Origin of the sequence: Microvirga sp. ACRRW, assembly GCF_022346925.1 — a bacterium.
In the GTDB taxonomy this organism is placed as follows: Bacteria; Pseudomonadota; Alphaproteobacteria; order Rhizobiales; family Beijerinckiaceae; genus Microvirga.
This window is the reverse complement of the sequence record NZ_JAKRNJ010000001.1, coordinates 386,081-408,434: the sequence shown is the minus strand read 5'-3', so window position 1 is coordinate 408,434 and position 22,354 is coordinate 386,081. Positions and strand designations below refer to the sequence as shown.

The 22,354-nt window shown below is 63.2% G+C and carries 19 protein-coding genes and 1 other RNA gene; 13 read left to right on the top strand and 7 right to left on the bottom strand.

The genetic code is table 11. The features are described 5' to 3' along the window. The first annotated feature begins 71 nt into the window (after positions 1-71). Positions 72-3,653, top strand: coding sequence for an AsmA family protein (locus MHY87_RS01995; protein WP_239348864.1), 3,582 nt, complete (start codon positions 72-74; stop codon positions 3,651-3,653). A gap of 42 nt (positions 3,654-3,695) precedes the next feature. Here MHY87_RS01995 and MHY87_RS01990 read toward each other — a convergent pair whose 3' ends face one another. The 3 genes from MHY87_RS01990 to fumC are packed head-to-tail and all read right to left on the bottom strand — an operon-like array spanning position 3,696 to position 5,506. After that, positions 3,696-3,911 (bottom strand): ribbon-helix-helix domain-containing protein, encoded by a 216-nt coding sequence (locus MHY87_RS01990; protein ID WP_239348862.1) that lies wholly within the window; start codon positions 3,909-3,911, stop codon positions 3,696-3,698. Then, complete coding sequence (locus MHY87_RS01985; protein ID WP_239348860.1) at positions 3,912-4,100, bottom strand: DUF4169 family protein; 189 nt, start codon at positions 4,098-4,100, stop codon at positions 3,912-3,914. A 14-nt stretch (positions 4,101-4,114) separates the two neighbouring features. After that, entirely contained in the window at positions 4,115-5,506 is a 1,392-nt protein-coding gene (gene fumC / locus MHY87_RS01980; RefSeq protein ID WP_239348858.1) for a class II fumarate hydratase, read from the bottom strand. 89 nt (positions 5,507-5,595) lie between these two features. On the opposite strand from fumC, the gene MHY87_RS01975 reads away from it, so the two are divergent. Beyond that, on the top strand, positions 5,596-6,987 hold the full coding sequence (locus MHY87_RS01975; RefSeq protein ID WP_239348856.1) for a cytochrome P450: 1,392 nt from the start codon (positions 5,596-5,598) through the stop codon (positions 6,985-6,987). A 610-nt stretch (positions 6,988-7,597) separates the two neighbouring features. Here the strand turns inward: MHY87_RS01975 and MHY87_RS01970 are convergent. Then, positions 7,598-8,209 (bottom strand): SspB family protein, encoded by a 612-nt coding sequence (locus tag MHY87_RS01970; protein WP_239348854.1) that lies wholly within the window; start codon positions 8,207-8,209, stop codon positions 7,598-7,600. Positions 8,210-8,234: 25 nt separating this feature from the next. Beyond that, positions 8,235-8,590, bottom strand: a transfer-messenger RNA (tmRNA) gene (gene ssrA / locus MHY87_RS01965). Positions 8,591-8,667: 77 nt separating this feature from the next. Here ssrA and MHY87_RS01960 point away from each other — a divergent pair. From MHY87_RS01960 to MHY87_RS01920, 9 genes are all read left to right on the top strand, one after another. After that, positions 8,668-9,462 carry a thymidylate synthase gene (locus MHY87_RS01960; RefSeq protein ID WP_239348852.1) on the top strand — a complete coding sequence of 265 codons (795 nt, stop codon included), beginning with the start codon at positions 8,668-8,670 and terminating at the stop codon, positions 9,460-9,462. Between the two features lie 5 nt (positions 9,463-9,467). Next, positions 9,468-9,773, top strand: coding sequence for a DUF2293 domain-containing protein (locus tag MHY87_RS01955; RefSeq protein WP_239348850.1), 306 nt, complete (start codon positions 9,468-9,470; stop codon positions 9,771-9,773). A 109-nt stretch (positions 9,774-9,882) separates the two neighbouring features. Next, positions 9,883-10,395 carry a dihydrofolate reductase gene (locus MHY87_RS01950; protein WP_239349727.1) on the top strand — a complete coding sequence of 171 codons (513 nt, stop codon included), beginning with the start codon at positions 9,883-9,885 and terminating at the stop codon, positions 10,393-10,395. Positions 10,396-10,531: 136 nt separating this feature from the next. Beyond that, positions 10,532-11,668 carry an FtsH protease activity modulator HflK gene (gene hflK / locus MHY87_RS01945; RefSeq protein ID WP_239348848.1) on the top strand — a complete coding sequence of 379 codons (1,137 nt, stop codon included), beginning with the start codon at positions 10,532-10,534 and terminating at the stop codon, positions 11,666-11,668. Then, positions 11,665-12,591 (top strand): protease modulator HflC, encoded by a 927-nt coding sequence (gene hflC / locus MHY87_RS01940; protein ID WP_239348846.1) that lies wholly within the window; start codon positions 11,665-11,667, stop codon positions 12,589-12,591. The genes hflK and hflC overlap by 4 nt, the downstream gene beginning before the upstream one ends. A 6-nt stretch (positions 12,592-12,597) precedes the next feature. After that, positions 12,598-12,789 (top strand): DUF2065 domain-containing protein, encoded by a 192-nt coding sequence (locus MHY87_RS01935; protein WP_239348844.1) that lies wholly within the window; start codon positions 12,598-12,600, stop codon positions 12,787-12,789. Between the two features lie 203 nt (positions 12,790-12,992). Further along, on the top strand, positions 12,993-14,453 hold the full coding sequence (locus MHY87_RS01930) for a DegQ family serine endoprotease (protein ID WP_239349725.1): 1,461 nt from the start codon (positions 12,993-12,995) through the stop codon (positions 14,451-14,453). Positions 14,454-14,622: 169 nt separating this feature from the next. Next, on the top strand, positions 14,623-16,566 hold the full coding sequence (gene acs / locus MHY87_RS01925; protein WP_239348842.1) for an acetate--CoA ligase: 1,944 nt from the start codon (positions 14,623-14,625) through the stop codon (positions 16,564-16,566). Between the two features lie 206 nt (positions 16,567-16,772). Next, a complete protein-coding gene (locus MHY87_RS01920; RefSeq protein ID WP_239348840.1) occupies positions 16,773-17,594 on the top strand; it encodes an alpha/beta fold hydrolase in 822 nt (273 codons plus the stop codon). Between the two features lie 21 nt (positions 17,595-17,615). Here the strand turns inward: MHY87_RS01920 and serB are convergent, their stop codons facing one another. Further along, the gene (serB, locus tag MHY87_RS01915; RefSeq protein ID WP_239348838.1) at positions 17,616-18,524 is read right to left on the bottom strand and encodes a phosphoserine phosphatase SerB; all 909 of its coding nucleotides are present in this window, start codon (positions 18,522-18,524) and stop codon (positions 17,616-17,618) included. 14 nt (positions 18,525-18,538) lie between these two features. On the opposite strand from serB, the gene miaA reads away from it, so the two are divergent. Further along, positions 18,539-19,465 carry a tRNA (adenosine(37)-N6)-dimethylallyltransferase MiaA gene (gene miaA / locus MHY87_RS01910; RefSeq protein WP_239348836.1) on the top strand — a complete coding sequence of 309 codons (927 nt, stop codon included), beginning with the start codon at positions 18,539-18,541 and terminating at the stop codon, positions 19,463-19,465. On the opposite strand, the gene MHY87_RS01905 is transcribed toward miaA, so the two are convergent. Further along, positions 19,452-20,282, bottom strand: a complete 831-nt coding sequence (locus MHY87_RS01905; RefSeq protein ID WP_239348834.1) for an RMD1 family protein — start codon at positions 20,280-20,282, stop codon at positions 19,452-19,454. The genes miaA and MHY87_RS01905 overlap by 14 nt on opposite strands. A gap of 286 nt (positions 20,283-20,568) precedes the next feature. Between MHY87_RS01905 and MHY87_RS01900 the strand changes: the two genes are divergently transcribed. Further along, positions 20,569-22,341, top strand: a complete 1,773-nt coding sequence (locus MHY87_RS01900; protein WP_239348832.1) for an acetolactate synthase 3 large subunit — start codon at positions 20,569-20,571, stop codon at positions 22,339-22,341. The last annotated feature ends 13 nt before the right edge of the window (positions 22,342-22,354 follow it).

Here is a 22,354-nt window from a genome sequence, read left to right as displayed (position 1 = left end):
GCGCCCGACGCGCTCCCGATCCCATGATCCTTGGGTTAAAGAGCTAGAATGAAACGGAGAAGAAAAGCCTCTTGCGCGATATCCTGACGATCATCGCAGGCATTGTGATCCTGATCCTGGCGGTTGCCGTCGCCGCACCCCCTCTCATGAACTGGGAGGGATACCGCGACACCATCGACGGGATGATCGCGCGCGCGTCGGGCACGGAAGCCCGGACTGCGGGGAATATCTCCATCCGCCTGCTGCCCGAGCCGAGGATCGTGCTGGATCGCTTGCAGCTCGGCGGCAAGACGCCGGATTCCCCCATGCTGACGGCCGACAACGTGCTGGCCGAGATCGCGCTGACGCCGCTCCTGCGCGGAGAAGTGCGCTTTACCGCGACGCGGATCGGGCGAGCCGATATCCGCGTTCCCGTTTCCGGCAAGGGCGACTGGCGCCTGCCTCCCGATCTCGTATCCGGCAGCGGGCGCAGCCGTGAATGGGCCATCGACAGCCTCACGGTCGGCAACTTGCTCGTGACCACGCAGTCAGCGACCACGGGCCATACGAACCAGGCCTTTGCTGAGAATGTCCAGATCGAGGGGCAAAAGCTCATTGGCCCCTGGCGGGTCGAGGGCACCACGGCGGGCGTGCCTTTCCGTCTCGTCACGGGAGAGCTTGCGGAAGACAAAAGCGTTCAGGTCAAGCTCTCGGGCGGCGGCGACATCTATCCGCGTTTCGACATCGATGCCCGCCTGGCTCTCGACGATCCGGCCGCCGGAACCAACGTTCCGAGCATCTTCGGCAAGGCCAAGGTACTGTTCGGCCCTCCGGCGCAGATCGCGGCAGCAGGCATTCCTATTCCCATCGCCGTCGAAACCGAATTCAAGACGGCAGATGGTGCCGTGGCGCTGAGTAACGTCAGCATGGAGGCTGGCGAGGGCGGTGCGAGCCTTCGCATGACTGGCGAGGGCCGCATCGGCATCACCGATCCTCGCATCGCGCTTAAGCTCGAAGGACGCCGTCTCGACGCCGACAGCTTCATCCTTTCCTCGAATGGGCAGGACTTCAAGACCCGCCTGCAGGCGTGGTCGCTGCCTCCGACGACCGTTCCCATCGATCTCGATCTCAAGATCGACAGCATCGGTCTGGGACAGGAGGATCTGACGGGCGCCATTCTGCGTTTGTCGCTCGAGCGCGGAAAGGCACGTCTTGAACGAGTGGAGTTCAATGCGCCCGGCGAGACGCGCGTGGCCATGGAAGGCCAGCTCGGCTTGACGACGCAAGGTGGCATCGAAGGCAAGGTGGCGTTGGCCTCGAACGCTTCCGATCGCCTCGCACGCTATCTCGACCGCATCAAGATCCGCTCGCCGCTTCTCGCTGTTCTCGACGGGCGTCCCGTCGAGGCCTCGTCCGATGTGGTCTTCAACAACCCGGTTCTGTCGCTCAACCGGATGCGCCTGAAAATCGGCGATGCGGTTACCACCGGCAATCTGCGCTACACCGTGCCCGAGTCCGATGAGCGCGGCAAGCTGGAAGCTCAGGTCGCGATCCAGAACCTCAACCTCGATCAGCTGCCGCAGCTTTCCAGCGTGTTCGAAGCCACACAGAATGTGGATGTCGGCTTCATTCTCGAAGCGCGCGGCGTGAGTGCTGGAAAGAGTTCTGCGAGCGGCCGCATCACGGCGCGCATTCTCTCCGACGGACAGGCTTTGCTCGTCGAGAATCTCGACATCGTGGATCTCGCTGGTGCGAATGCCCGCGTGAGCGGACGTATCACGCCCGATGGTTCCGGCAGCATCAACGGCAAGGTCACAGCGCAGCGCGCCGCCCCTCTCATTGATCTGATCGGCAGCGTGTGGATCGGCGGCGTGTCCAAGCTCGTGCCGTATTTCCTGCGTGAAGGCGCGCTCAACGTGCAGGTGGGAACTGAGCGTGTCGCACCTCCGCCAGGTTCGACCGAAGTGCGGCTGCGGACGATGATGAAAGGCACCGCTGCGGGCGGCGCCATCGAAGGCAGCGTGGATGCCGTTGACGGGCGGACCCAGAATCTCAACCTTGCGCTTGCCGCCGAGAATACGGGCCGATGGGTGAACCGTGCCAACATGACGGGTCTCGACCGTCCCTCTAGGATCGATCTGCGCGGCACCCGCGTCGGTTCGGGCCAGTTCAATGTCACCTTCGCGGGCAATGTCGCGGGCGCGCAGATTGCGACCTTGAGGCCTTTCACGTTAAGCGCGAACGACGATGTGGTGGATAGCGGCGAAGCGGAGTTCGTCACGCCGGATGTCACACCCTTTCTGCTTCTCCTTGGCGATGGCGCGGGCGTGACGTCGCCCGTTCCCGTGAAGGCGCGTGTGTCCCTGGGACGCGAGCGCGATGCAAGCCGTCTCGATGTGACAGGCGAGGTTGCGGGCGATCCTATTCAGGCCAATCTCAATATTCGCTCGCGCTCGGAAATCGGCGGCGAAATTTCGCTCGACAGACTTTCTCTGCCGTGGCTGACGGCCGCTCTTGCGCTCAATGTGCCGGGCGATCCGAACGCCACCGCCATCTGGTCCAATGCCACATTCGGGCAGAGCGGCCGCCTTGTGAGCGGCGGGCAGGTCGTGTTCCGCGTCGGCACGCTCGATCTGGGACGCGGCGTTCAAGGCACGCGCGCGAGTTTCACGGTCGAAGCGCAGTCGGACGGCATCTCGATCCGCAATCTCGATGCCAGCATCGGCTCTGGTCGCCTGACGGGATCCACGACCATCACGCGCCAGGATGCAACGGCGACCATCGTGGGCGAGGGCGCCATCGACAACGTGCCGCTCTGGGCCCTCGGCGGATCATCGCCCATCGAGGCGGTTCTCTCAGGCAATCTCAAATTCGGAACGGCTGGCACGAGCACGTCGCAGCTCGTATCCGCGCTTGGCGGCGCGGGCGATTGGACGATCACGAAGCTTCGTGTTCCATCCGCTGATCCTGCCGTGTTCGACCGCGCTCTCAAGCGCGCTCTCGCCGAGAACGAGCCGCTCATCGAAGGCAAAGCGGAAGCCATCATCAATGCGGAATTGGGTCGTGCTCCGCTTTCCGCGCAAACAGTCACCACATCGGCGGCCCTCGTCGGCGGGTCGCTGCGGCTCTCGCCTTTTGTGATTGAAGCCGGGCCCTCCACATGGCAGGGCGCGGTAACGTTCGATCTCAATACGCTCGCCCTCGATGCGCGCGGCTCGCTCGTATCCAAGACATCGCCCGCCGGCTGGACCGGTGCTCCGCCCTCCATCGGCTTGAACTGGCGCGGTACGCTTGCCGCCCCCACGCGAGAATTGGATGCAGGACCGTTCCGCAACGGGCTTGCGGCCATCGTGCTCAAGCGCGAACTCGAAAAGATCGAAGCCTTCGAGCGTGCCGCTGCCGAGCGCCAGCGTCAGATCCAGGCACAGCAAGAAGCCGAGCGTCAGCGCTTGAGAGCTGCGGCGGAAGAGACTGCACGTCAGGCGAAGGCAAAAGCCGATGCGGAGAAAGCACGTTTGGAAGCGGAGCGTCTGCAATCGGAGCAGCAGCAACAGCCGGACGAAGAGCAGCCTGCATCTTCACCCGCGCCGTTTCAGATGAACAGCTTGCCGCCGTTGAATCCGCCCGTGAATTTGAATGCGCCGCCGCGCATCCACGGCAGCCCGGATCGCTGAGAAACCTGTTCAGGTTGTAAGCAAAGACTTGCGATCCGCGTATCAGCGGTTGCGCAGATCCATCAGCACGAACACGCGGATGGCGGAGGAGAGATTTTGCTCGCCGCGTTCCGCGTCGATGCGTCCGATCAGGGCTTGAATGGAGAGTTTATCGCGCTCTGCGATCTCGCGCAGGATCTGCCAGAATGGCTCTTCGAGCGAGATGCTGGTGCGGTGACCGGCAATCGAGACGGAGCGTTTGACGATGTCGGAGCCCATTCACGGCTTCTCGCTGTCGTCGCGCTTGTGAGCGTCGATGCGGCGCTGCTCCAGCTCACGCTCGGCTTTCGTCAGTTCCTTCTCCGCCTTGGTGCGGCCAAAGGAAATGCGGTTCTGGTCGGCGCGGGCCTCTTTGTCGGCCCGCGCCTTGTTCTTGCGCGCCTGGCGCAGATTGATGATCTCTGCCATGGCGCGAATGCCGCTTATTCGCCCGGCTGAAGCATCGTCTCGGGGCGGACGATGGCGTCGAAGTCCGCTTCCGACACGCCCGCCTTGAGGGCCTCTTCCTTCAGCGTCGTGCCGTTCTTGTGCGCGGTCTTCGCGATGTGGGCCGCCTTGTCGTAGCCGATGGTGGGCGCGAGCGCCGTCACGAGCATGAGGGAGCGGCCCATCAGGTCCTGCAGGCGCTCGCGGTTCGGCTCGATGCCGACGACGCAATTGTCCGTGAAGCTGATCGCACCGTCCGCGAGCAGGCGGATCGATTGCAGCACCGCGTTCACGATGACCGGCTTGAACACGTTGAGTTCGAAATGGCCCTGGGAGCCTGCGAAGGTCACCGTGGTCTGGTTGCCGGCGACCTGGCAGCAGAGCATCGTCATGGCTTCGGCCTGGGTGGGGTTCACCTTGCCGGGCATGATCGACGAGCCGGGCTCGTTCTCGGGCAGCGAGATCTCGCCGATGCCCGAGCGCGGGCCAGAGCCCATGAGGCGGATATCGTTGGCGATCTTGAACAGGCCGGCGGAGAGAGCCGCCAGCGCGCCGTGCGTGTAGACGAGCGCGTCGTTGGAGGCCAGAGCCTCGAACTTGTTCGGGGCCGAGGTGAAGGGAAGGGCTGTCAGCTCTGTCACCTTCGCGGCGAAGCGGTCGGCGAATTCCGGATGGGCGTTGAGGCCCGTGCCGACGGCGGTGCCGCCCTGAGCGAGCGCATAGATGCCGGGCAGCGTCTGCTCGATGCGGGCGATGCCGAGCTTCACCTGCGCCGCATAGCCGGAGAACTCCTGGCCCAGCGTCACGGGCGTCGCGTCCTGCAGGTGCGTGCGGCCGATCTTCACGATGTCCCTGAACTCTTCCTGCTTGGCTTCAAGCGCCTTCAGCAGGTGCTTGAGGGCGGGAACCAGGCGGGCGTTGATCTCACGCGCCACGGCGATGTGCATGGCGGTCGGGAACACGTCGTTGGACGACTGGCCCATGTTCACGTGGTCGTTCGGGTGAACCGGCTTCTTGCTGCCGCGCTCGCCGCCGAGGCGCTCGATGGCGAGGTTCGAGAGCACCTCGTTGATGTTCATGTTCGACTGGGTGCCCGAGCCGGTCTGGTAGACCACCAGCGGGAACTCGTCGTTGTGCTTGCCCTGCACCACATCGGCGGCGGCGGCGGAAATGGCCTCGGCCAGCTTCGAATCCAGCTTGCCGAGGTCCTTGTTCACGAGGGCTGCGGCCTGCTTCACGATGGCGAGCGCGTGGACGAGGGGGAGCGGCATCTTGTCCGTGCCGATCCGGAAGTTCTGGAGCGAACGCTGCGTCTGGGCGCCCCAGAGCTTGTCGGCGGGAACTTCGATGGGGCCGAAGGTATCTGTTTCGGTACGGGTCGAGGACATGCTCACCTCTTTCAATGGAGTTGCGTGTTCTTATCTCAAACTCAGGCTCCCGCAACAGCGAAGGCCGCATAAGAGCGTTGTAAATTCGGATGACCGACACCCTCGATAACCCGCTTTTCCGCCCTCCGGCCCCGAAGCCTCTTCAGGAGCCGCTGGGGCTCCTCGCGTTCCTGCTGGCGGTTCGCCGGAACCCGCTGACCACCTGGACCGAGCGGCATTTCAGCGAGCGGATCATCTCGGGCAGCGGAGCTTTGGGGCGGATCACTGTGGTGAACGACCCGGAGGTCATCCGCCACATCCTGGTCGACAATGCCGCCAATTACCGGAAGGACGACCTGCAGCTCAGGGTTCTGGCGCCCGGACTGGGGCGGGGCCTGCTGACGGCGGAAGGCGAGGAGTGGAAGCTCCAGCGCCGCACCATTGCGCCCCTGTTCCCGCCACGGGTGGTGGCAGGCTTCTTCCCGGCCATGGTCGAATCGGCCGAGCGCCTCGTGCGCCGCTGGCAAAGACGGCCGGAGGGCAGGGAGGTCGATATCTCCCTCGAGATGACCCGCGTTACCCTCGATGTGCTGGAGCGGACGATCTTCTCGAAAGGCGTGGCCCGCGACCCTGATGCGCTTGGGCGGGCCATCACGCGCTATTTCGAAGGCTTGGGGAAGATCGATCCGGTCGACATCTTCGGCCTGCCGGACTGGGTTCCCAGGATCGGACGGCTCCGGGCGCGGCCCGCGATCCGGTTTTTCGAGGAGCTGGTGAACGAGCTGGTTCGGGACCGAAAGGCGATGCTCGAACGGGGCGAGCCCGCGCCGCGCGATCTCCTGACCCTGCTTCTGGAGGCCGCCGACCCAGAAACCGGCAAGGGCCTCAGTGACACGGAAGTGGGCGCCAACATCATCACCTTCATCGGTGCGGGCCACGAAACCACGGCCAATGCCCTGTCCTGGTCGATCTACCTGCTCTCTCAGGATGAGCGGGCGAGGGCGCGGATCGAGCGGGAGGTCGATGAGGTTTTGGGAGAGGGATCCGTCGAGCCGCATCATCTCGACCGGCTCGTCTATACGCGCGCCGTGCTCGACGAGGCGATGAGGCTTTATCCGCCGGCGCCGTTCTTGAGCCGCGCGGCCATCGCCGATGACCGGATTGGGGATCTCGCCATCGAGGCTGGCACGGTGGTGACCATCGCGCCTTACGTGCTCCATCGCCACCGCACCCTCTGGGATGAGCCTGATGCTTTCAGGCCTGAGCGCTTCCTGCCGGGGGAGAAGGAGAAGATCGACAGGTTCGCCTATCTGCCCTTCGGCGCCGGTCCCCGTGTCTGCATCGGAGCGACCTTTGCCCTGCAGGAGGCCGTGATCGTGCTCGCCACCATCGTGCGGGCCGTGCGGCTGGACCTGAGGGAGGGGCACAGTGTCACCCCGCTCCATCGTATCACGCTGAGACCTCGCGAGGGCCTGCCGATGCGGTTGAGTCATCGCAGATGACAGGCTCTCAGATCGAGAGCTGAGACGTTGAGAGGGTGGCTTCTCAGGGAGCTGTAGGCTGTCAAAGAACATGTGGGAATGACCTCGCGAGCTGATGGCTCCGAGGTTTTGGGGTCGAGGGAGGCGCGAGGAGGCGTCTGGCTCGGCTGTGTGAGTGTGTGAAGAACCCGACGGCTCCTCGCGCACGGTTCTTTTAGGCGTACACCGTGTCTTTCAACGATGGGCCTCCCGCCGACAGGTTTGCGAAGCCTGACACAGGACCGCTCCCGGCTCCGACAATCACGACGCCTCGCGAGCGCGCCCCTCATTGAGCCGGGACCCACAACCTATAGCCAAGGTTAGGACCAAAGTCAAGAACAAAAGCGGAACACGCGCATCCGGCCAAGGCGTCCTTCCTGTCCGCCTGTCGTCATCCCGGACGGCGAAGCCGAGCCGGGATCGTACGCAGGCAGGATCAGGCGCCACTCTCGTCCTGCGATCCCGGGTTCCGCTGCGCGGCCCCGGGATGACGTGATGGACCCGCAGCGCCTCACAGGCGTGGATCACCGGCACAAGACCGGGAGGACGCTCACAGCGTGTCAGTCTCTGGAGAACGGGTAAGGACGAGCCGTCAGTTCTTCTTGCGGAAGGCGTCGAGGCTCACGACCTCGGCGGTGCCGGAGGCGTTGGCGTCCGCTGCTTCCGGCTTGGGGGTGGGAACCGCTTCGCTCGGAGCTTCCTCGGCCTTGGCGGCCGGAGCCTTTTCGGGAGCGGACTTCTTCTCGGCGGGCGCGGCCTTGCGGGGCTGCTTCAGCTCCACGGGGTCCGAGCCGCGGATCGGCTGAGGCGCGGGCGGGGCTTCGGCGATGTCTTCATCCTCCTCGTCATCCTGGCCATCGAACTTGAGGCCGAACTGGACGGAGGGGTCGAAGAAGCCGGTGAGCGCATCGAAGGGAATGAGCAGTCGCTCGGGAACGCCGGAGAAGGAAAGGCCCACCTCGAAGGTGTGCTCCGTGACGTTCATGTCCCAGAACTGATGCTGAAGGACGATGGTCATCTCCTGAGGATATTTTTCGCGCAGGCGGTTCGAGAGGCGAACGCCGGGAAAATCCGTCTGGAAGGAGATGTAGAAATGGTGCTCGCCCGGCAGCCCGTCCTTGGAATCGATCAGCACCTTGCGCACGACGCCTTTCAGGGCGTCCTGCACCAGAAGATCGTAGCGGATCAGGTCTTTGCCGGCCATTAGGCGATCCCTATTCAGAAATAGAAGTGGAGGCTTCTGTTGCCAGGTGCCTCCGAACCCCGCCTAACGGTGCTACCCGCTAGGGCTTTGAGTCGGTGTTAGGGACCGCTTACGCAGCCACTGCAACCGGAGCATAGTTGTCGTTGGCAACTATAAAAAGGCCCGATATCGGCGGAACCATGCCGAGCGAAAGTCTACCCTTTACGCCCTCGTCGATCCTATTTCGCCCCCGCCGAAACCCAAGGCTCGCTTGGGCTTTGGTGGAGGCGCCGGGTACCGCCCCCGGGTCCGATGGGTTTATTCCGATAGCCGTTTATCGCCATAGCCGGCCTTGCGACCGGCACCCCCAATATAGGAGGCAGAATCCGAATTTGAAAGAGCGGGGATAACCTCAGGTGGGGTTAATTCAGACTCGGAGCGCGGGAAGTGGTGTCCTATATTCAGGCTAGGAGCACCCCATGCAAGCCTATCACGATCTTCTTCGCCGCATCATGGATGAGGGCGTCCGCAAGGATGACCGGACCGGGACTGGGACCATTTCCGTCTTCGGTCATCAGATGCGTTTCGACCTGAGCGAGGGCTTCCCGCTCGTCACCACGAAGAAGCTGCATCTGCGCTCGATCATCCACGAACTGCTCTGGTTCCTGAAGGGCGACACCAATATCCGCTACCTGAAGGAGAACGGCGTCTCGATCTGGGACGAATGGGCTGACGAGAACGGCGATCTCGGTCCCGTCTACGGCAAGCAATGGCGTTCCTGGGCGAAGCCCGACGGCGGCACTGTCGACCAGATCAAATGGGTGCTCGACGAGATCAAGCGCAATCCCGATTCCCGCCGCCTGATCGTCTCCGCATGGAATCCCGCGGAACTCGACAAGATGGCGCTCGCGCCCTGCCACTGCCTGTTCCAGTTCTACGTGGCGGAAGGACGACTCTCCTGCCAGCTCTATCAGCGCTCGGCGGATGTGTTTCTCGGCGTACCGTTCAACATCGCATCCTATGCGCTTCTCACGCACATGATGGCGCAGGCGACCGGATTGCAGCCGGGCGATTTCGTGCATTCCTTCGGCGATGCGCATCTCTACCTCAACCATCTCGAGCAGGCGCGCCTGCAGCTCTCCCGCGAGCCGCGCGAGCTGCCGAAGCTGCGCTTGAATCCTGCGGTGCGCTCGCTGTTCGATTTCACGTTCGACGACATCGCCATCGAGGATTACGATCCGCATCCCGCCATCAAGGCGCCTGTCGCGGTCTGACGGACATGAACAGGCGCGAGGTCATCGAGAGCGCCGTCCGGGTTCTGGCTCCGCGAATCCCGAAGCATGAATTCGAATCCGTGACGGATCATGCGCTCGGAAGCCGTGGCCTGCACACGGCCTCGCCCGAGAATGCGGCGTGGCTATCGATCACTTCTTACATCCGCCATCGCCTGACCGATTACGACAATCTGCTCGACGAAGGCTACGACGTGGAAAGCGCGCGCTTCTTCGTCCTTGACGACATGAACGACATTCTCAAGGAATGGGGCTCGCCCCGCCGCGTCCAGGCCGAGGGCGAGGCGGAATAGAAGTGCAGCATCCCGGTTCTACAGCCTCCCATATCAGTGCCGCGCCGATGGATGAACGGACCACGCGGCGCGCCATCGGAGAGGCACCCATCAAATTGGCGGAGACATGATGACGAGACCTCTCATTCTCGTGGTTGCGGTTGCCGAGAACGGCGTGATCGGGCGCGACAATCAGCTTCTCTGGCGGCTCAGGACCGACCTCAAGCGCTTTCGCGAGCTCACCATGGCAAAGCCCATGATCATGGGTCGCAAGACCTTCGAGTCCATCGGCAAGCCTCTGCCGGGCCGTGAAACCATCGTGCTTACGCACGATGCCGGCTTCTCGGCTCCCGGCACTCATGTGGTCCATAGCTGGGACCAGGCCGTGGCCAAGGGGGAAGAGCTTGCGCAGGCAATGGGGGCCGACGCGGTTGCCGTTGTCGGAGGCGCGGAGATCTACAGAATCGCCCTGCCGCATGTGCAGACAATATACCTCACGGAAGTCGCTGCCGCTCCGGAAGGGGATGCTTTCTTCCCGCCCGTCGACCGGACACGGTTTCGTGAAACGGCGCGGATTGCCCATCCCAAGGGCCCGGATGACGAGCACCCGTTTACCTTTATCGATCTTGTGAGGCGCCCCTGACCGGTGCCAAGGTTGACTATCGGCTTACGAATCCCCAATTCGCAGGCTTGACAGGCGGAAAAGGGAAAACCAACAACCGTCTCCAAATTCCCATCGGCTTCCAGCCGGACATAACCAGAGTGAGGAAAGGCGTCCTATGCCTTGGAGTAACCAAAGCGGCGGCGGCGGCCCCTGGGGGCAGCGCGGCGGATCAGGTGGGGGCAAGAGCCCGTGGGGCGGCTCCGGCGGCCCGCAGGGCAACGGCAATCCGCCCGACCTGGAGGATATTCTGCGCCGTGGCCAGGATCGCCTGAAGGATTTCATCCCCGGCGGCTCCATGGGCAGCAAGGGCCTCATCATTCTCATTCTCGGCGTCATCGCGATCTGGTTGCTCACCGGCTTCTACACGGTTCGTCCCAACGAGGTCGGCATCAACTTGATCTTCGGGAAGTACAGCAGCACCAGCGGCGAGGGCCTGCGCTACAACTATCCCTATCCGATCGGCCGGGTGCTCAAGCCCAACGTGACCGCGCAGCAGCGCGTCGAAGTGGGCTATCGCTCCACGGCGACGGGGCAGGGCCGTCCTCGCGACGTGATCGAGGAAAGCCTCATGCTCACGGCTGACGAGAACATCGTCGACATCGATTTCGATGCAGTGTGGCAGATCAACCCCGCGCGTCCGCAGGATTACGTGTTCAACCTGCAGAACCCCGACGGCACCATCAAGTCCGTGGCTGAGAGCGCCATGCGCGAGGTGATCGGCCGCCGCAACATCCAGGCCATTCTCACCACCGAGCAGGCAAGCATCGCCGGCGAAGTGCGCCAGATCATGCAGGAAGCGCTCGATGTCTATGGCGCGGGCGTGCTCATCAACGTGGTGCAATTGCAGGCAGCCCGTCCGCCGTCCGAAGTTCAGCAGGCCTTCTTCGACGTGAACGCCGCGCAGCAGGATGCCGTGCGCGTGCAGAACGAGGCTTCGGCCTATGCCAGCCGCATCGTACCCGAGGCGCGAGGCGAGGCTTCGCGCACCGTTCAGCAGGCGGAAGGCTATCGCGAGCAGTCGGTGGCCGACGCCACCGGTCAGGCCGCCCGCTTCAGCCAGGTTTACGAGGAATACCGCAAGGCTCCGGATGTCAGCCGCGAGCGCATCTTCCTCGAGACCATGGAGCGTGTGTTCGGCAGCGTGGACAAGATCATCGTGGATCAGAACGGACAGGGCGTCGTGCCTTTCCTGCCGCTCAACCAGATGCCGCAATCCCAGAACAACACCAACAATCAGGGGACCACGCGATGAATAACTCCGTCCTTCGCACGGGCCTTCTGATCCTCCTGGTTCTGGTGGCCATCGTTCTATACAGCGCGACCTTCATCGTTCAGCAGACCCAATATGCGCTCGTTCTGCGCTTCGGCGCGGTGCAATCCGCGATCTCCGAGCCGGGGCTGAAGTTCAAGATGCCGCTGATCGACAACGTGACCTATTTCGAGAAGCGCGTTCTCGATCTCGATCTGCCGGTGCAGACGCTTCTGTCCGCCGACCGGCAGAACCTGGAGGTCGATGCCTTCACGCGTTATCGCATCATCGATCCTCTGCGCTTCTATCAGGCGGTCGGCACCATCTCGCTCGCCAACCAGCGACTGCAGAGCTTCACCAACTCGGCCATGCGCAATATCCTGGCCAGCGCCTCGCGCGATGCGATCGTTCGCACCGAGCGTCCGCAATTGATGGACCGCATCCAGGCGGATGTGAACCGCCAGGCTGCAAGCCTCGGCATCGAGATGATCGACGTGCGTCTCACCCGCGTCGATCTGCCCAACGCCAACAGCCAGGCGGTCTATCAGCGCATGCGCACGGAGCGTGAGCGCGAGGCGGCGGATCTTCGCGCAAACGGCAACCAGCAGGCGCAGACCATCCGCGCCCGCGCCGAACGTGAGGCGACGATCATTCGCGCCGAAGCGAACCAGAAGGCGGAAGAGCTGCGCGGTCAGGGCGATGCCGACCGCAACCGCATCCTCGCCGAGGCCTTCGGCCGGGATCCTGAGTTCTTCGCGTTCTACCGCTCCATGCAGGCCTATGAAGCTGGCCTGAAGGGAAGCGGCACCCGCCTCGTTCTGAGCCCCGACTCGGAGTTCTTCCGCTACTTCAACGGGTCCACTTCCCGGCCCAATGGAGGAGCCTCCACAACAACCCCGGCTCCCCGGCCGGCTCCTGCACAGTAAGATCTGATGTTGGACTTGATTGCAGCCCTCGGCCTCGCTCTAGCGGTCGAGGGCATCTTGTTTGCGGCTTTCCCTGACGGAATGCGCCGCGCCATGTACGAGGCCGCGCACAGTCCGAGCGACCAGATGCGCCTCGTCGGCATCATCTCGGCCTTCGTGGGCCTCGGCATCATCTGGCTGGTGCGCTGGTTTGGCTGAAAAAGAATGAGCATCGGATCAGTCCCAAAAGTGGGAGCCACTTTTGGGTCCGAGGCTCGGCCACGGCCCAGCTTCCGCCGCATTCGCCGCTTGAATGGCGCGCAAGAACGACAATCTATATCTCATTCTCCAAGAGAGGGTTCTCGATGACTCAAGCCACGAATGCGCTGGCGCTCTCCGTAACGCCGCTGCCCCAGCGCCCCATGCGCCGGCTGGCAGCTTCCTTCTTCGCGGTCGTGACGTTTGTCGCAGCCGCCATGCCGCTTCCCGCCCTGGCCCGCGCGGCCCCGGAATCCTTCGCCGATCTGGCGGATTCCGTGACCGGCGCCGTGGTCAACATCTCGGCCTCGACCACGGTCGAAGCCCGCAACCGCACCCTGCCTCAGCTTCCGCCCGGCACCCCGTTCGAGGATCTCTTCGAGGAGTTCTTCAACCGTCGCGGCCAAGGCGGCGGCGGCGGTGGCGAGAACGCACCCTCGCGTCCCCGCAGCTCCAACTCGCTGGGCTCCGGCTTCGTGATCGATCCGTCGGGCATCGTGGTCACCAACAATCACGTGATCGGCGAGGCCAACGACATCAGCGTGATCTTCTCCGACGGCACGCGCCTGAAGGCCGAGATCGTGGGCAAGGATTCCAAGGTCGATCTCGCGGTCCTGCGCGTGAAGTCCGACAAGCCCCTCAAGGCCGTGAAGTTCGGTGACTCGGACGCCCTCCGTCCTGGCGATTGGGTCATGGCCATCGGCAACCCGTTCGGCCTCGGCGGCTCGGTGACGGCGGGCATCGTGTCGGCCCGTGGCCGCAACATCGAGTCCGGTCCTTACGACAACTACATCCAGACGGATGCGGCTATCAACAAGGGTAATTCCGGTGGTCCGCTGTTCAACATGAACGGCGAGGTCATCGGCATCAACACGGCCATTCTTTCGCCCACGGGCGGCTCGGTGGGCATCGGCTTCGCCGTTCCTGCTTCCACGGCCGTGCCGATCATCGAGCAGCTTCGCGAGTTCGGCGAAACCCGCCGCGGCTGGCTCGGCGTGCGCATCCAGAACGTGGATGACGCCACCGCCGAGGCGCTCAGCCTCGGCACCGCGCGCGGCGCCCTGATTGCAGGCATTGACGACAAGGGCCCCGCCAAGCCGTCGGGTCTCGAAGTCGGCGACGTGATCGTCAAGTTCGACGGCAAGGACGTGAAGGATTCCCGCGATCTGCCGCGCATCGTCGCCTCGACCCCGGTGGGCAAGGAAGTCGATGTATCCATCGTCCGCAAGGGCCAGGAGATGAACAAGAAGGTGACCCTGGGCCGCCTCGAGGACGGCGAAAAGCAGGCCAACCTGCAGCAGCCGCCCGCGGACGCTCCCACGGTCACGCGTCAGGCGCTTGGGCTCAGCATGTCCGGCATGACGGACGATCTGCGCCGCCGCTACAGCCTGAAGGACGACCTGAAGGGCGTGGTCATCACCCGCGTCGATCCCAACTCCAATGCCTCGGACAAGCGCATCCAGGCCGGTGAGGTGATCGTCGAGGTCAATCAGGAGCCGGTGACCAATCCGGCCGATGTGACCAAGAAGATCGACGATCTGAAGACCCAGGGGCGCAAGTCCGCGCTGCTTCTGGTCTCCAATGCTCAGGGCGAGGTCCGTTTCGTGGCCCTGTCCATCGAGTAAGTGCCTCTGAAGGTTATGAAAAGGCGGCTTCGGCCGCCTTTTTTATTGACGTTTCGTTCTAAATAAAGAACGTTTCGGTTGACATAGCGTCCTTCATCGCGGCATCTGGGGCCTTGCCTCCATGCCACGGGCTCTGAAGCACGGCTCGTGAATTCGATGATGAATTCCAATGACCCAGAATGTTTTTCCCGTCCCGGCCAGCCTCATAGCCTCAGCGCATGTGAACGCTGATATCTACGAAGCGCTCTACCGGCAATCCATCGACGATCCTGACAGTTTCTGGCGCGGGCAGGCGCAGATTCTCGACTGGGCGAAGCCTTTCACGGTCGTGAAGAACACGCGCTACTCGCCCGGCGATGTCGGCATCGAATGGTTCGCCGATGGCCGATTGAACGCGTCCTATAACTGCCTGGACCGTCACGCCGCCGCGCGCGGGAATGAGGCCGCGATCCTGTGGGAAGGCGATACGCCTGGCGAGGCGAAGCGGATAACGTGGGGTGAGCTGCACAAGGAAGTGTCGCGCCTCGCGAATGTGCTGAAAAAGCTCGGCGTGAAGAAGGGCGATTTCGTCAGCATCTATCTGCCCGTCATTCATCAGTCGATTGCGGCGATGCTGGCCTGCGCGCGCATCGGCGCCGTGCACTCCGTGGTGTTCAGCGGCTTCTCGTCGGAGGCGCTTGCCGGCCGCATCGAGGATTGCCGCTCGCGGGTTCTGATCACTGCCGATGAAGGTAAGCGCAGCGGCAAATATGTTCCGCTGAAGAAGAATGCGGATGCAGCGCTCGAAAATTTACCCTTCGTCGAGCATGTGCTTGTGGTTCGCCGCACGGGACGCGACGTTCCGATGACGGCGGGACGCGACCGCTGGTACGATGAGGCGCTCGCTGAAGTAGCGGATGTCTGCGAGCCGGTGGATGTGAGCGCGGAAGATCCTCTCTTCGTGCTCTACACGTCGGGCTCCACGGGCAAGCCGAAGGGCATGCTGCACACGACGGGCGGCTATCTCGCCCATGCGGCTGCAAGCTTCAAGGCAATGTTCGATTATCACCCCGGCGACATTCATTTCTGCACGGCGGATGTGGGCTGGGTGACGGCACATACCTACCTGATCTACGGGCCACTCGCGAACGGCGCGACCATCGTTCTGTTCGAAGGCGTGCCCACATGGCCCGACGCATCGCGCTGGTGGCAGGTTATCGAGAAGTACAAGGTCAGCATCTTCTACACCGCGCCCACGGCCATCCGCTCGCTGATGCGCGAAGGCGAGGGGCCGGTGCGCAAACACGATCTCTCGTCGCTCAAGGTGCTGGGCTCCGTGGGCGAGCCGATCAATCCGGAAGCCTGGCTCTGGTATCACGCGGTCATCGGCGGCGGGCGATGCCCCATCGTCGATACCTATTGGCAGACCGAAACCGGCGCTGTGCTCTTGTGTCCGCTGCCCGGTGCGATGGCGCTAAAGCCGGGCTCGGCGGCAAGGCCGTTCTTCGGCGTGCGGCCTGCCCTGCTCGGCAGTGATGGCACGCCTGTCGAAGGCGAGGGAAGCGGCAGCCTGTGCTTTGCGGATTCATGGCCGGGGCAGGCGCGCACGATCCTCGGTGATCGCGAGCGATTCCTGAAAACCTATTTCAGCGCCTATCCCGGCTATTATTTCACGGGCGACGGCGCACGCCGCGATGCGGATGGCTATTACTGGATCACGGGCCGCCTGGACGATGTGATCAACGTGTCCGGTCATCGTCTCGGCACGGTGGAGGTGGAGGCGGCCCTCGCCTCGCATCCGTCCGTGGCTGAGGCTGCCGTCGTAGGCTTCCCGCATGAGATCAAAGGGCAGGGCATCTTTGCGTTCGTGACCCTGAAAGAGGGTGTTGCGGAGAGTAACGACCTGCAACGCGATCTCGTTCAGATCGTGCGCACACGCATCGGCCCCATCGCCACGCCGGACCGCGTCGAGTGGGCGCCGCAATTGCCCAAGAACCGCTCGGGAAAGATTCTCCGTCGCATTCTCACGCGCATCGCCGCAGGCGATTTCGAGAACCATGGCGATACGTCGACAGTGGCCGATCCCACAGTGGTTGCGGACATCATCAGGCGGATCCAAAGCCCGCAGCCCTAATCGCTCATGAAAGGCCTAGCTCATCAGGATAGGTTGCATGCCGGATGGACTGCACGGATAGTGCCTCCGGCATGCGGGCGCTTCGCCGTCCGGTTTTTGTATTCCAGTCAGTTCAGTGAGATCTCAATGAGGCACAGCCGCTGACCGTGACGGCACAGGCGCGCGAATGAGTGCCCGGCGAACAATGGGGCGTCAGGAACAGAACCATGAGCACGATCACGACAAGCGACGGCACAGAGATCTTTTACAAGGATTGGGGCTCGGGTCAGCCCATCGTTTTCTCTCACGGATGGCCGTTGAGCGCGGATGCGTGGGATGCGCAGATGCTTTTCTTCGGAGAGCGCGGCTTTCGCGTGATCGCCCATGACCGGCGTGGGCACGGGCGCTCGACCCAGACCTGGTCCGGCAACGACATGAACACCTATGCGGACGATCTCGCCGCTTTGATCGATCATCTGAACCTGGAGAACGCCGTCATCGTTGGGCACTCGACAGGCGGAGGCGAAGTCACGCGCTATCTCGGTCGCCATGGAACGCGGCGTATCGCCAAGGTGGTGCTGTTAGGCGCCATTCCGCCGCTGATGCTGAAGACGGACATCAACCCGCAGGGCACGCCGCTTCAGGTTTTCGACGACATTCGCCTGAACACCGCTCTCAACCGCCCTCAATATTTCTACGATCTCAGCATTCCGTTTTACGGTTTCAATCGCGCGGGAGCGACAATCCACGAAGGTATCCGCCTGGCCTTCTGGTTGCAGGGCATGCAGGCCGGCATCAAATCGGCCTATGATTGCATCAAGCAATTTTCCGAGACCGATCTCACGGAAGACCTGAAACGGATCGACGTGCCGACGCTGATCCTGCATGGGGACGACGACCAGATCGTGCCTATCGCCGCATCGGCGATGCTTTCATCCAAGATCGTGCCCAATGCGAAGCTGAAGGTCTATTCCGGCGGCGCGCACGGATTGGCGCAGCTTGAGGTCGAGCGTTTCAACAACGACCTTCTGAGCTTCATCCGCGACTGATGCGGTTTGCTGCGGCGTCACTTACGCCGCAGCGATTTCCTCTTCGCGGTACCCTTGCGCATAGAGAAGCGCCGTCAGGTCGGCGTGATCGATGCGTGCGTGTGCTGCTGCGGCGACCGCCGGTTTCGCACGGAAGGCGACGCCAAGGCCTGCTTCTCCGAGCATGGCGAGATCGTTCGCGCCGTCGCCCACGGCCATGGTGTCGTGGTGGGCGAGGTTGAAACGCTCACGTAGTTCGATCAGCGTCGCGAGCTTCGCCTCGCGTCCGAGGATCGGCTCCTCGACGAGGCCTGCAAGCTTCTCGCCGTCGAGAATGAGATGGTTCGAGCGATGCTCGTCGAAACCGATCTTCGCGCCGATGGGGCCGGTGAAGAGCGTGAAGCCGCCGGAGACGAGGCAGGCATAGCCGCCGTTCTTGCGGATGGTTTGAACCAGCGCGCTGCCGCCCGGTGTGAGGGTAATGCGCTTTTCGATGATCTCGTCGACCACATTCACCGGCAAGTTCTTCAAGAGCGCCACGCGCTCGCGCAAAGCCGGCTCGAAGGCGATTTCGCCCCGCATGGCGCGCTCGGTGATCTCCGACACCTCGGCTTTCAGTCCCACGTAATCGGCCAGCTCGTCGATGCATTCCTGGGCGATCATGGTGGAATCCATATCCGCCAGGAACAGGCGCTTGCGCCGGGTGGCGAGAGGCTGCACCACGATGTCGACAGGCTGGCCCTCCAGGGCCGACCGCAGAGTGATCTCGACTGCCTTGGCGTCAGCAGGGGAGGTCAGGACCAGGTCCGCTGCGATTCCCCTTGCCAGAATGGTGCGTTGCGTCTCATGTCCCAAAACATCCGCCGCCTTGGCCACGAGATCGTCCGTGACGACGGGCTGGGACGGGTTGGCGACCAGGGTCGCGACGAGGGAGTTTTGAGAGGACGCCATGGGGAGACCGGGCTGTGAGTGACGGAAAGGTCGGCGCGGTTCTCATTGCAGGACCGACCGCTTCAGGCAAGTCCGCTTTGGGCATCAAATTGGCGCAAGCCCTCGACGGCGTCGTGATCAATGCCGATTCCATGCAGGTCTATCGCGACCTGCGGGTCATCACCGCGCGCCCGACGCCCGACGAGGAGGGTGAGGCTCCCCACCGCCTCTATGGTCATGTGGATGCCGCCGTGAACTTCTCCGTGGGCCGCTACCTGACTGACGCGGTGCAAGAGCTGCGGGAGGTTCAAGGCCGCGGCCAGGTGCCGATCTTCGTGGGCGGAACTGGCCTCTATTTCAAGGCGCTCACGGAGGGCCTCTCGGACATGCCATCCGTGCCCGATGCTATCCGCGAGGAGGTGCGCCGGGAGAGCGAAGGGCTGGAAACGCCCGAGCTTCACCGTCTGCTGACTGAGCGCGATCCCGAAACGGCGCGGACCTTGCGCCCCTCCGACCGCCTGCGGGTGCAGCGCGCGCTCGAAATCTTCGCGGCCACCGGCCAGCCCCTCATCTCCTTCCACGGTGCCCGTCAGCCGGGGCCGTTGAACGACGTTCCCGTCATCAAGCTGTTTCTCGCGCCCGAGCGGGACGAGCTGCGCCGTCGCATCGACAGCCGCTTCCTCGCCATGATGGAGCAGGGCGCGCTGGAGGAGGTGAGGGCGCTGGGCGAGCGCAACCTCGACCCCATGCTGCCCGCCATGCGCGCTCACGGCGTTCCCGGACTGCTCAGCCATATGCGCGGCGAGATTTCGCTCGATGAGGCGATTGTCAAAGGCCAAGGCGATACGCGCCGCTATGCTAAGCGCCAGTTCACCTGGTTCCGCCACCAATTGCGGGATTGGGAATGGGTGTCGCCGGAGCAGGGATACGACGCGGCAATGGATCGCCTCAATGGCCCGTGAGATTGCCCACGGCCATCTGGAAGAAGGTGATGAAGATCTCGAACACGATCAGGAGCACGATGATCAGTTCGAGGCGTAGCGAACGTTCCGTGTCGATGATGTCGGTGAGCGCCTGGGCGGTATCGCCCAGCACTTCCAGCTTGTTGTGAAGGGCTGTGGCACGCTCCTTCAGCTCGTACTCGTCCTCCAGACGCGCATAGAGGCGCTCCAGGTCGGGCCGGTCCCAGAGCACGTCGGGCTTTTCCTCCACCGCGACGCCGCCGGACATGCGCTGGCGCACGAGCAGGGCATGACCCACCTGCTTCATGATCCTGCGCCTGTCGCGCGGGCGGCGGCCTTCTTGAGCGAGATGCTGGACGGAGGGCTCCACCAGCTCGAAGGCGGCGGTGGCCTCGCGCTCGTCACGGGCGAGCGTCGCGCTCTTGGAGAGAGCGTCTGCGATGACGATCAGCCGCTCGGTGGAGAGCTGCTTCACGTAGATCGGTCCGCCCGGAGGAATCTGGTCGTCCCTGTCGGGCGAGATCTCGATGATCGCGGTCTCTTCCTCGTGCCGCGCGAACTCACCCCTGATGCGCTGGCGCAGGCCACGGATGATCTCGTCCTCCTCGATGGGCGTCAGTCCCACCAGGACAGCCACGCCATAACGGAACAGGGCCACAAAGCCGTCCTGGCCGGCGCGGAAGGCGAGGGGGGTGGTGGACAGAACGTCGCTGCGTTCGAGCCCCGCCACGTCGAGGCGGTCGCCGAGGAGAAGGGCGCGGGCGGTCAGGCGCTGATTTTGCATCGGAACGCCGGTCGAGGAGATGGTATCGGTCATGGTCATACGACTAAAATAGGGTGCGCAGCTTAGAAGCTAAGCTGCAATCTGCCAACCGGCCCCCGCTTGACCGAATGAAACGGATCATATAGCGTCGGCGCAACTTTTGAACCGAGAGCTGCCCAAATGCGCAAGCTTATTCTCGTAGTACGAGCGCCATCGACGGAGCGGGATTGATCCCCGCAGGTCCGGCGATGGCGCACAGGCCCCCTCAGGGGCCTTTTTTATTGCCTAAAACACCAGAAACACCGCAGACAAACACCAAAGACCCGACGGAGCCAAGACCATGAGCGAGACGATGACCGGAGCCGAAATGGTGATCCGAGCCCTGCAGGACCAGGGAGTCGAGCATGTGTTCGGCTATCCAGGCGGCGCGGTGCTTCCCATCTACGATGCGCTCTTTCACCAGGAGCAGGTGCGCCACGTTCTCGTCCGCCATGAGCAGGGCGCGGTTCACGCTGCGGAAGGTTATGCCCGCGCTTCAGGCAAGCCGGGCGTGGTGCTGGTGACCTCGGGTCCCGGCGCAACGAATGCCATCACGGGCCTGGCCGATGCCATGATGGATTCGATCCCGCTGGTCTGCATCACGGGTCAGGTGCCCACGCACCTCATCGGCTCGGACGCGTTCCAGGAATGCGACACGGTCGGCATCACGCGCCACTGCACGAAGCACAACTACCTCGTCAAATCCATCGAGGATCTGCCGCGCGTTCTGCACGAGGCCTTCTATGTGGCCCAGAACGGTCGTCCCGGCCCTGTGGTGGTGGACCTGCCGAAGGACATTCAGTTCAAGGCCGGCCAATACGCCCGCCCCTTGAGCAACCAGCACAAGACCTATCGCCCGACCGTGAAGGGCGACATGGATCACATCCGCGCCGCCATCGAGCTGATGGCGAACGCCAAGCGTCCGGTGTTCTACACGGGCGGCGGTGTAATCAATTCCGGCACGCATGCTTCCGCGCTGCTGCGCGAGCTGGTGGAGCTCACGGGCTTCCCGATCACCTCGACGCTGATGGGTCTCGGCGCTTATCCGGCCTCGGGCAAGCATTGGCTCGGCATGCTCGGCATGCACGGCACCTACGAGGCCAATCTCGCGATGCATGAATGCGACGTGATGATCAACATCGGCGCGCGCTTCGACGACCGTATCACGGGCCGCCTCGATGCCTTCTCGCCGTTCTCCAAGCGCATCCACGTGGACATCGATCCGTCCTCCATCAACAAGACGGTGAAGGTGGACATCCCGATTGTCGGCGATTGCGCGCATGTGCTCGAAGACATGGTGCGCCTGTGGCGCCAGGGCGCGAAGCAGGCCGACAAGGTGGAGCTTCAGGAGTGGTGGAACAAGATCGAGGGCTGGCGCGCGCGCAACTGCCTCGCCTACAAGAACTCGAAGGAAACCATCAAGCCGCAATACGCGATCCAGCGTCTCTATGAACTCACGAAGGACCGCTCGCCCTACATCACGACCGAGGTCGGCCAGCACCAGATGTGGGCGGCGCAGTACTTCAGGTTCGAAGACCCGAACCACTGGATGACCTCCGGCGGTCACGGCACGATGGGCTACGGCCTGCCGGCGGCGGTGGGCGCGCAGCTCGCGCATCCCGATGCGCTCGTCATCGACATCGCGGGCGAAGCCTCGATCCAGATGATGCTGCAGGAGATGTCGACCGCGCTGCAGTACAACCTGCCGGTCAAGGTGTTCATCCTGAACAACGAGTACATGGGCATGGTGCGCCAGTGGCAGGAATTGCTGCACGGCGGTCGCTACTCGCAGAGCTATTCGGAATCGCTGCCTGATTTCGTGAAGCTCGCGGAAGCCTATGGCGGCGTCGGCATCCGCTGCGACAACCCGGCGGAACTCGATGCGAAGATCATGGAAATGATCAACGTGAAGCGCCCGGTGGTCTTCGACTGCATCGTCGACAAGATGGAAAACTGCTTCCCGATGATCCCGTCGGGCAAGGCGCATAACGAGATGCTGCTCAACGACTACCTCGGAGAGACCGGCGCCGATATCGGCTCCGTGATCGACGAGAAGGGCAAGATGCTGGTTTAATGCGGAAAGCGTG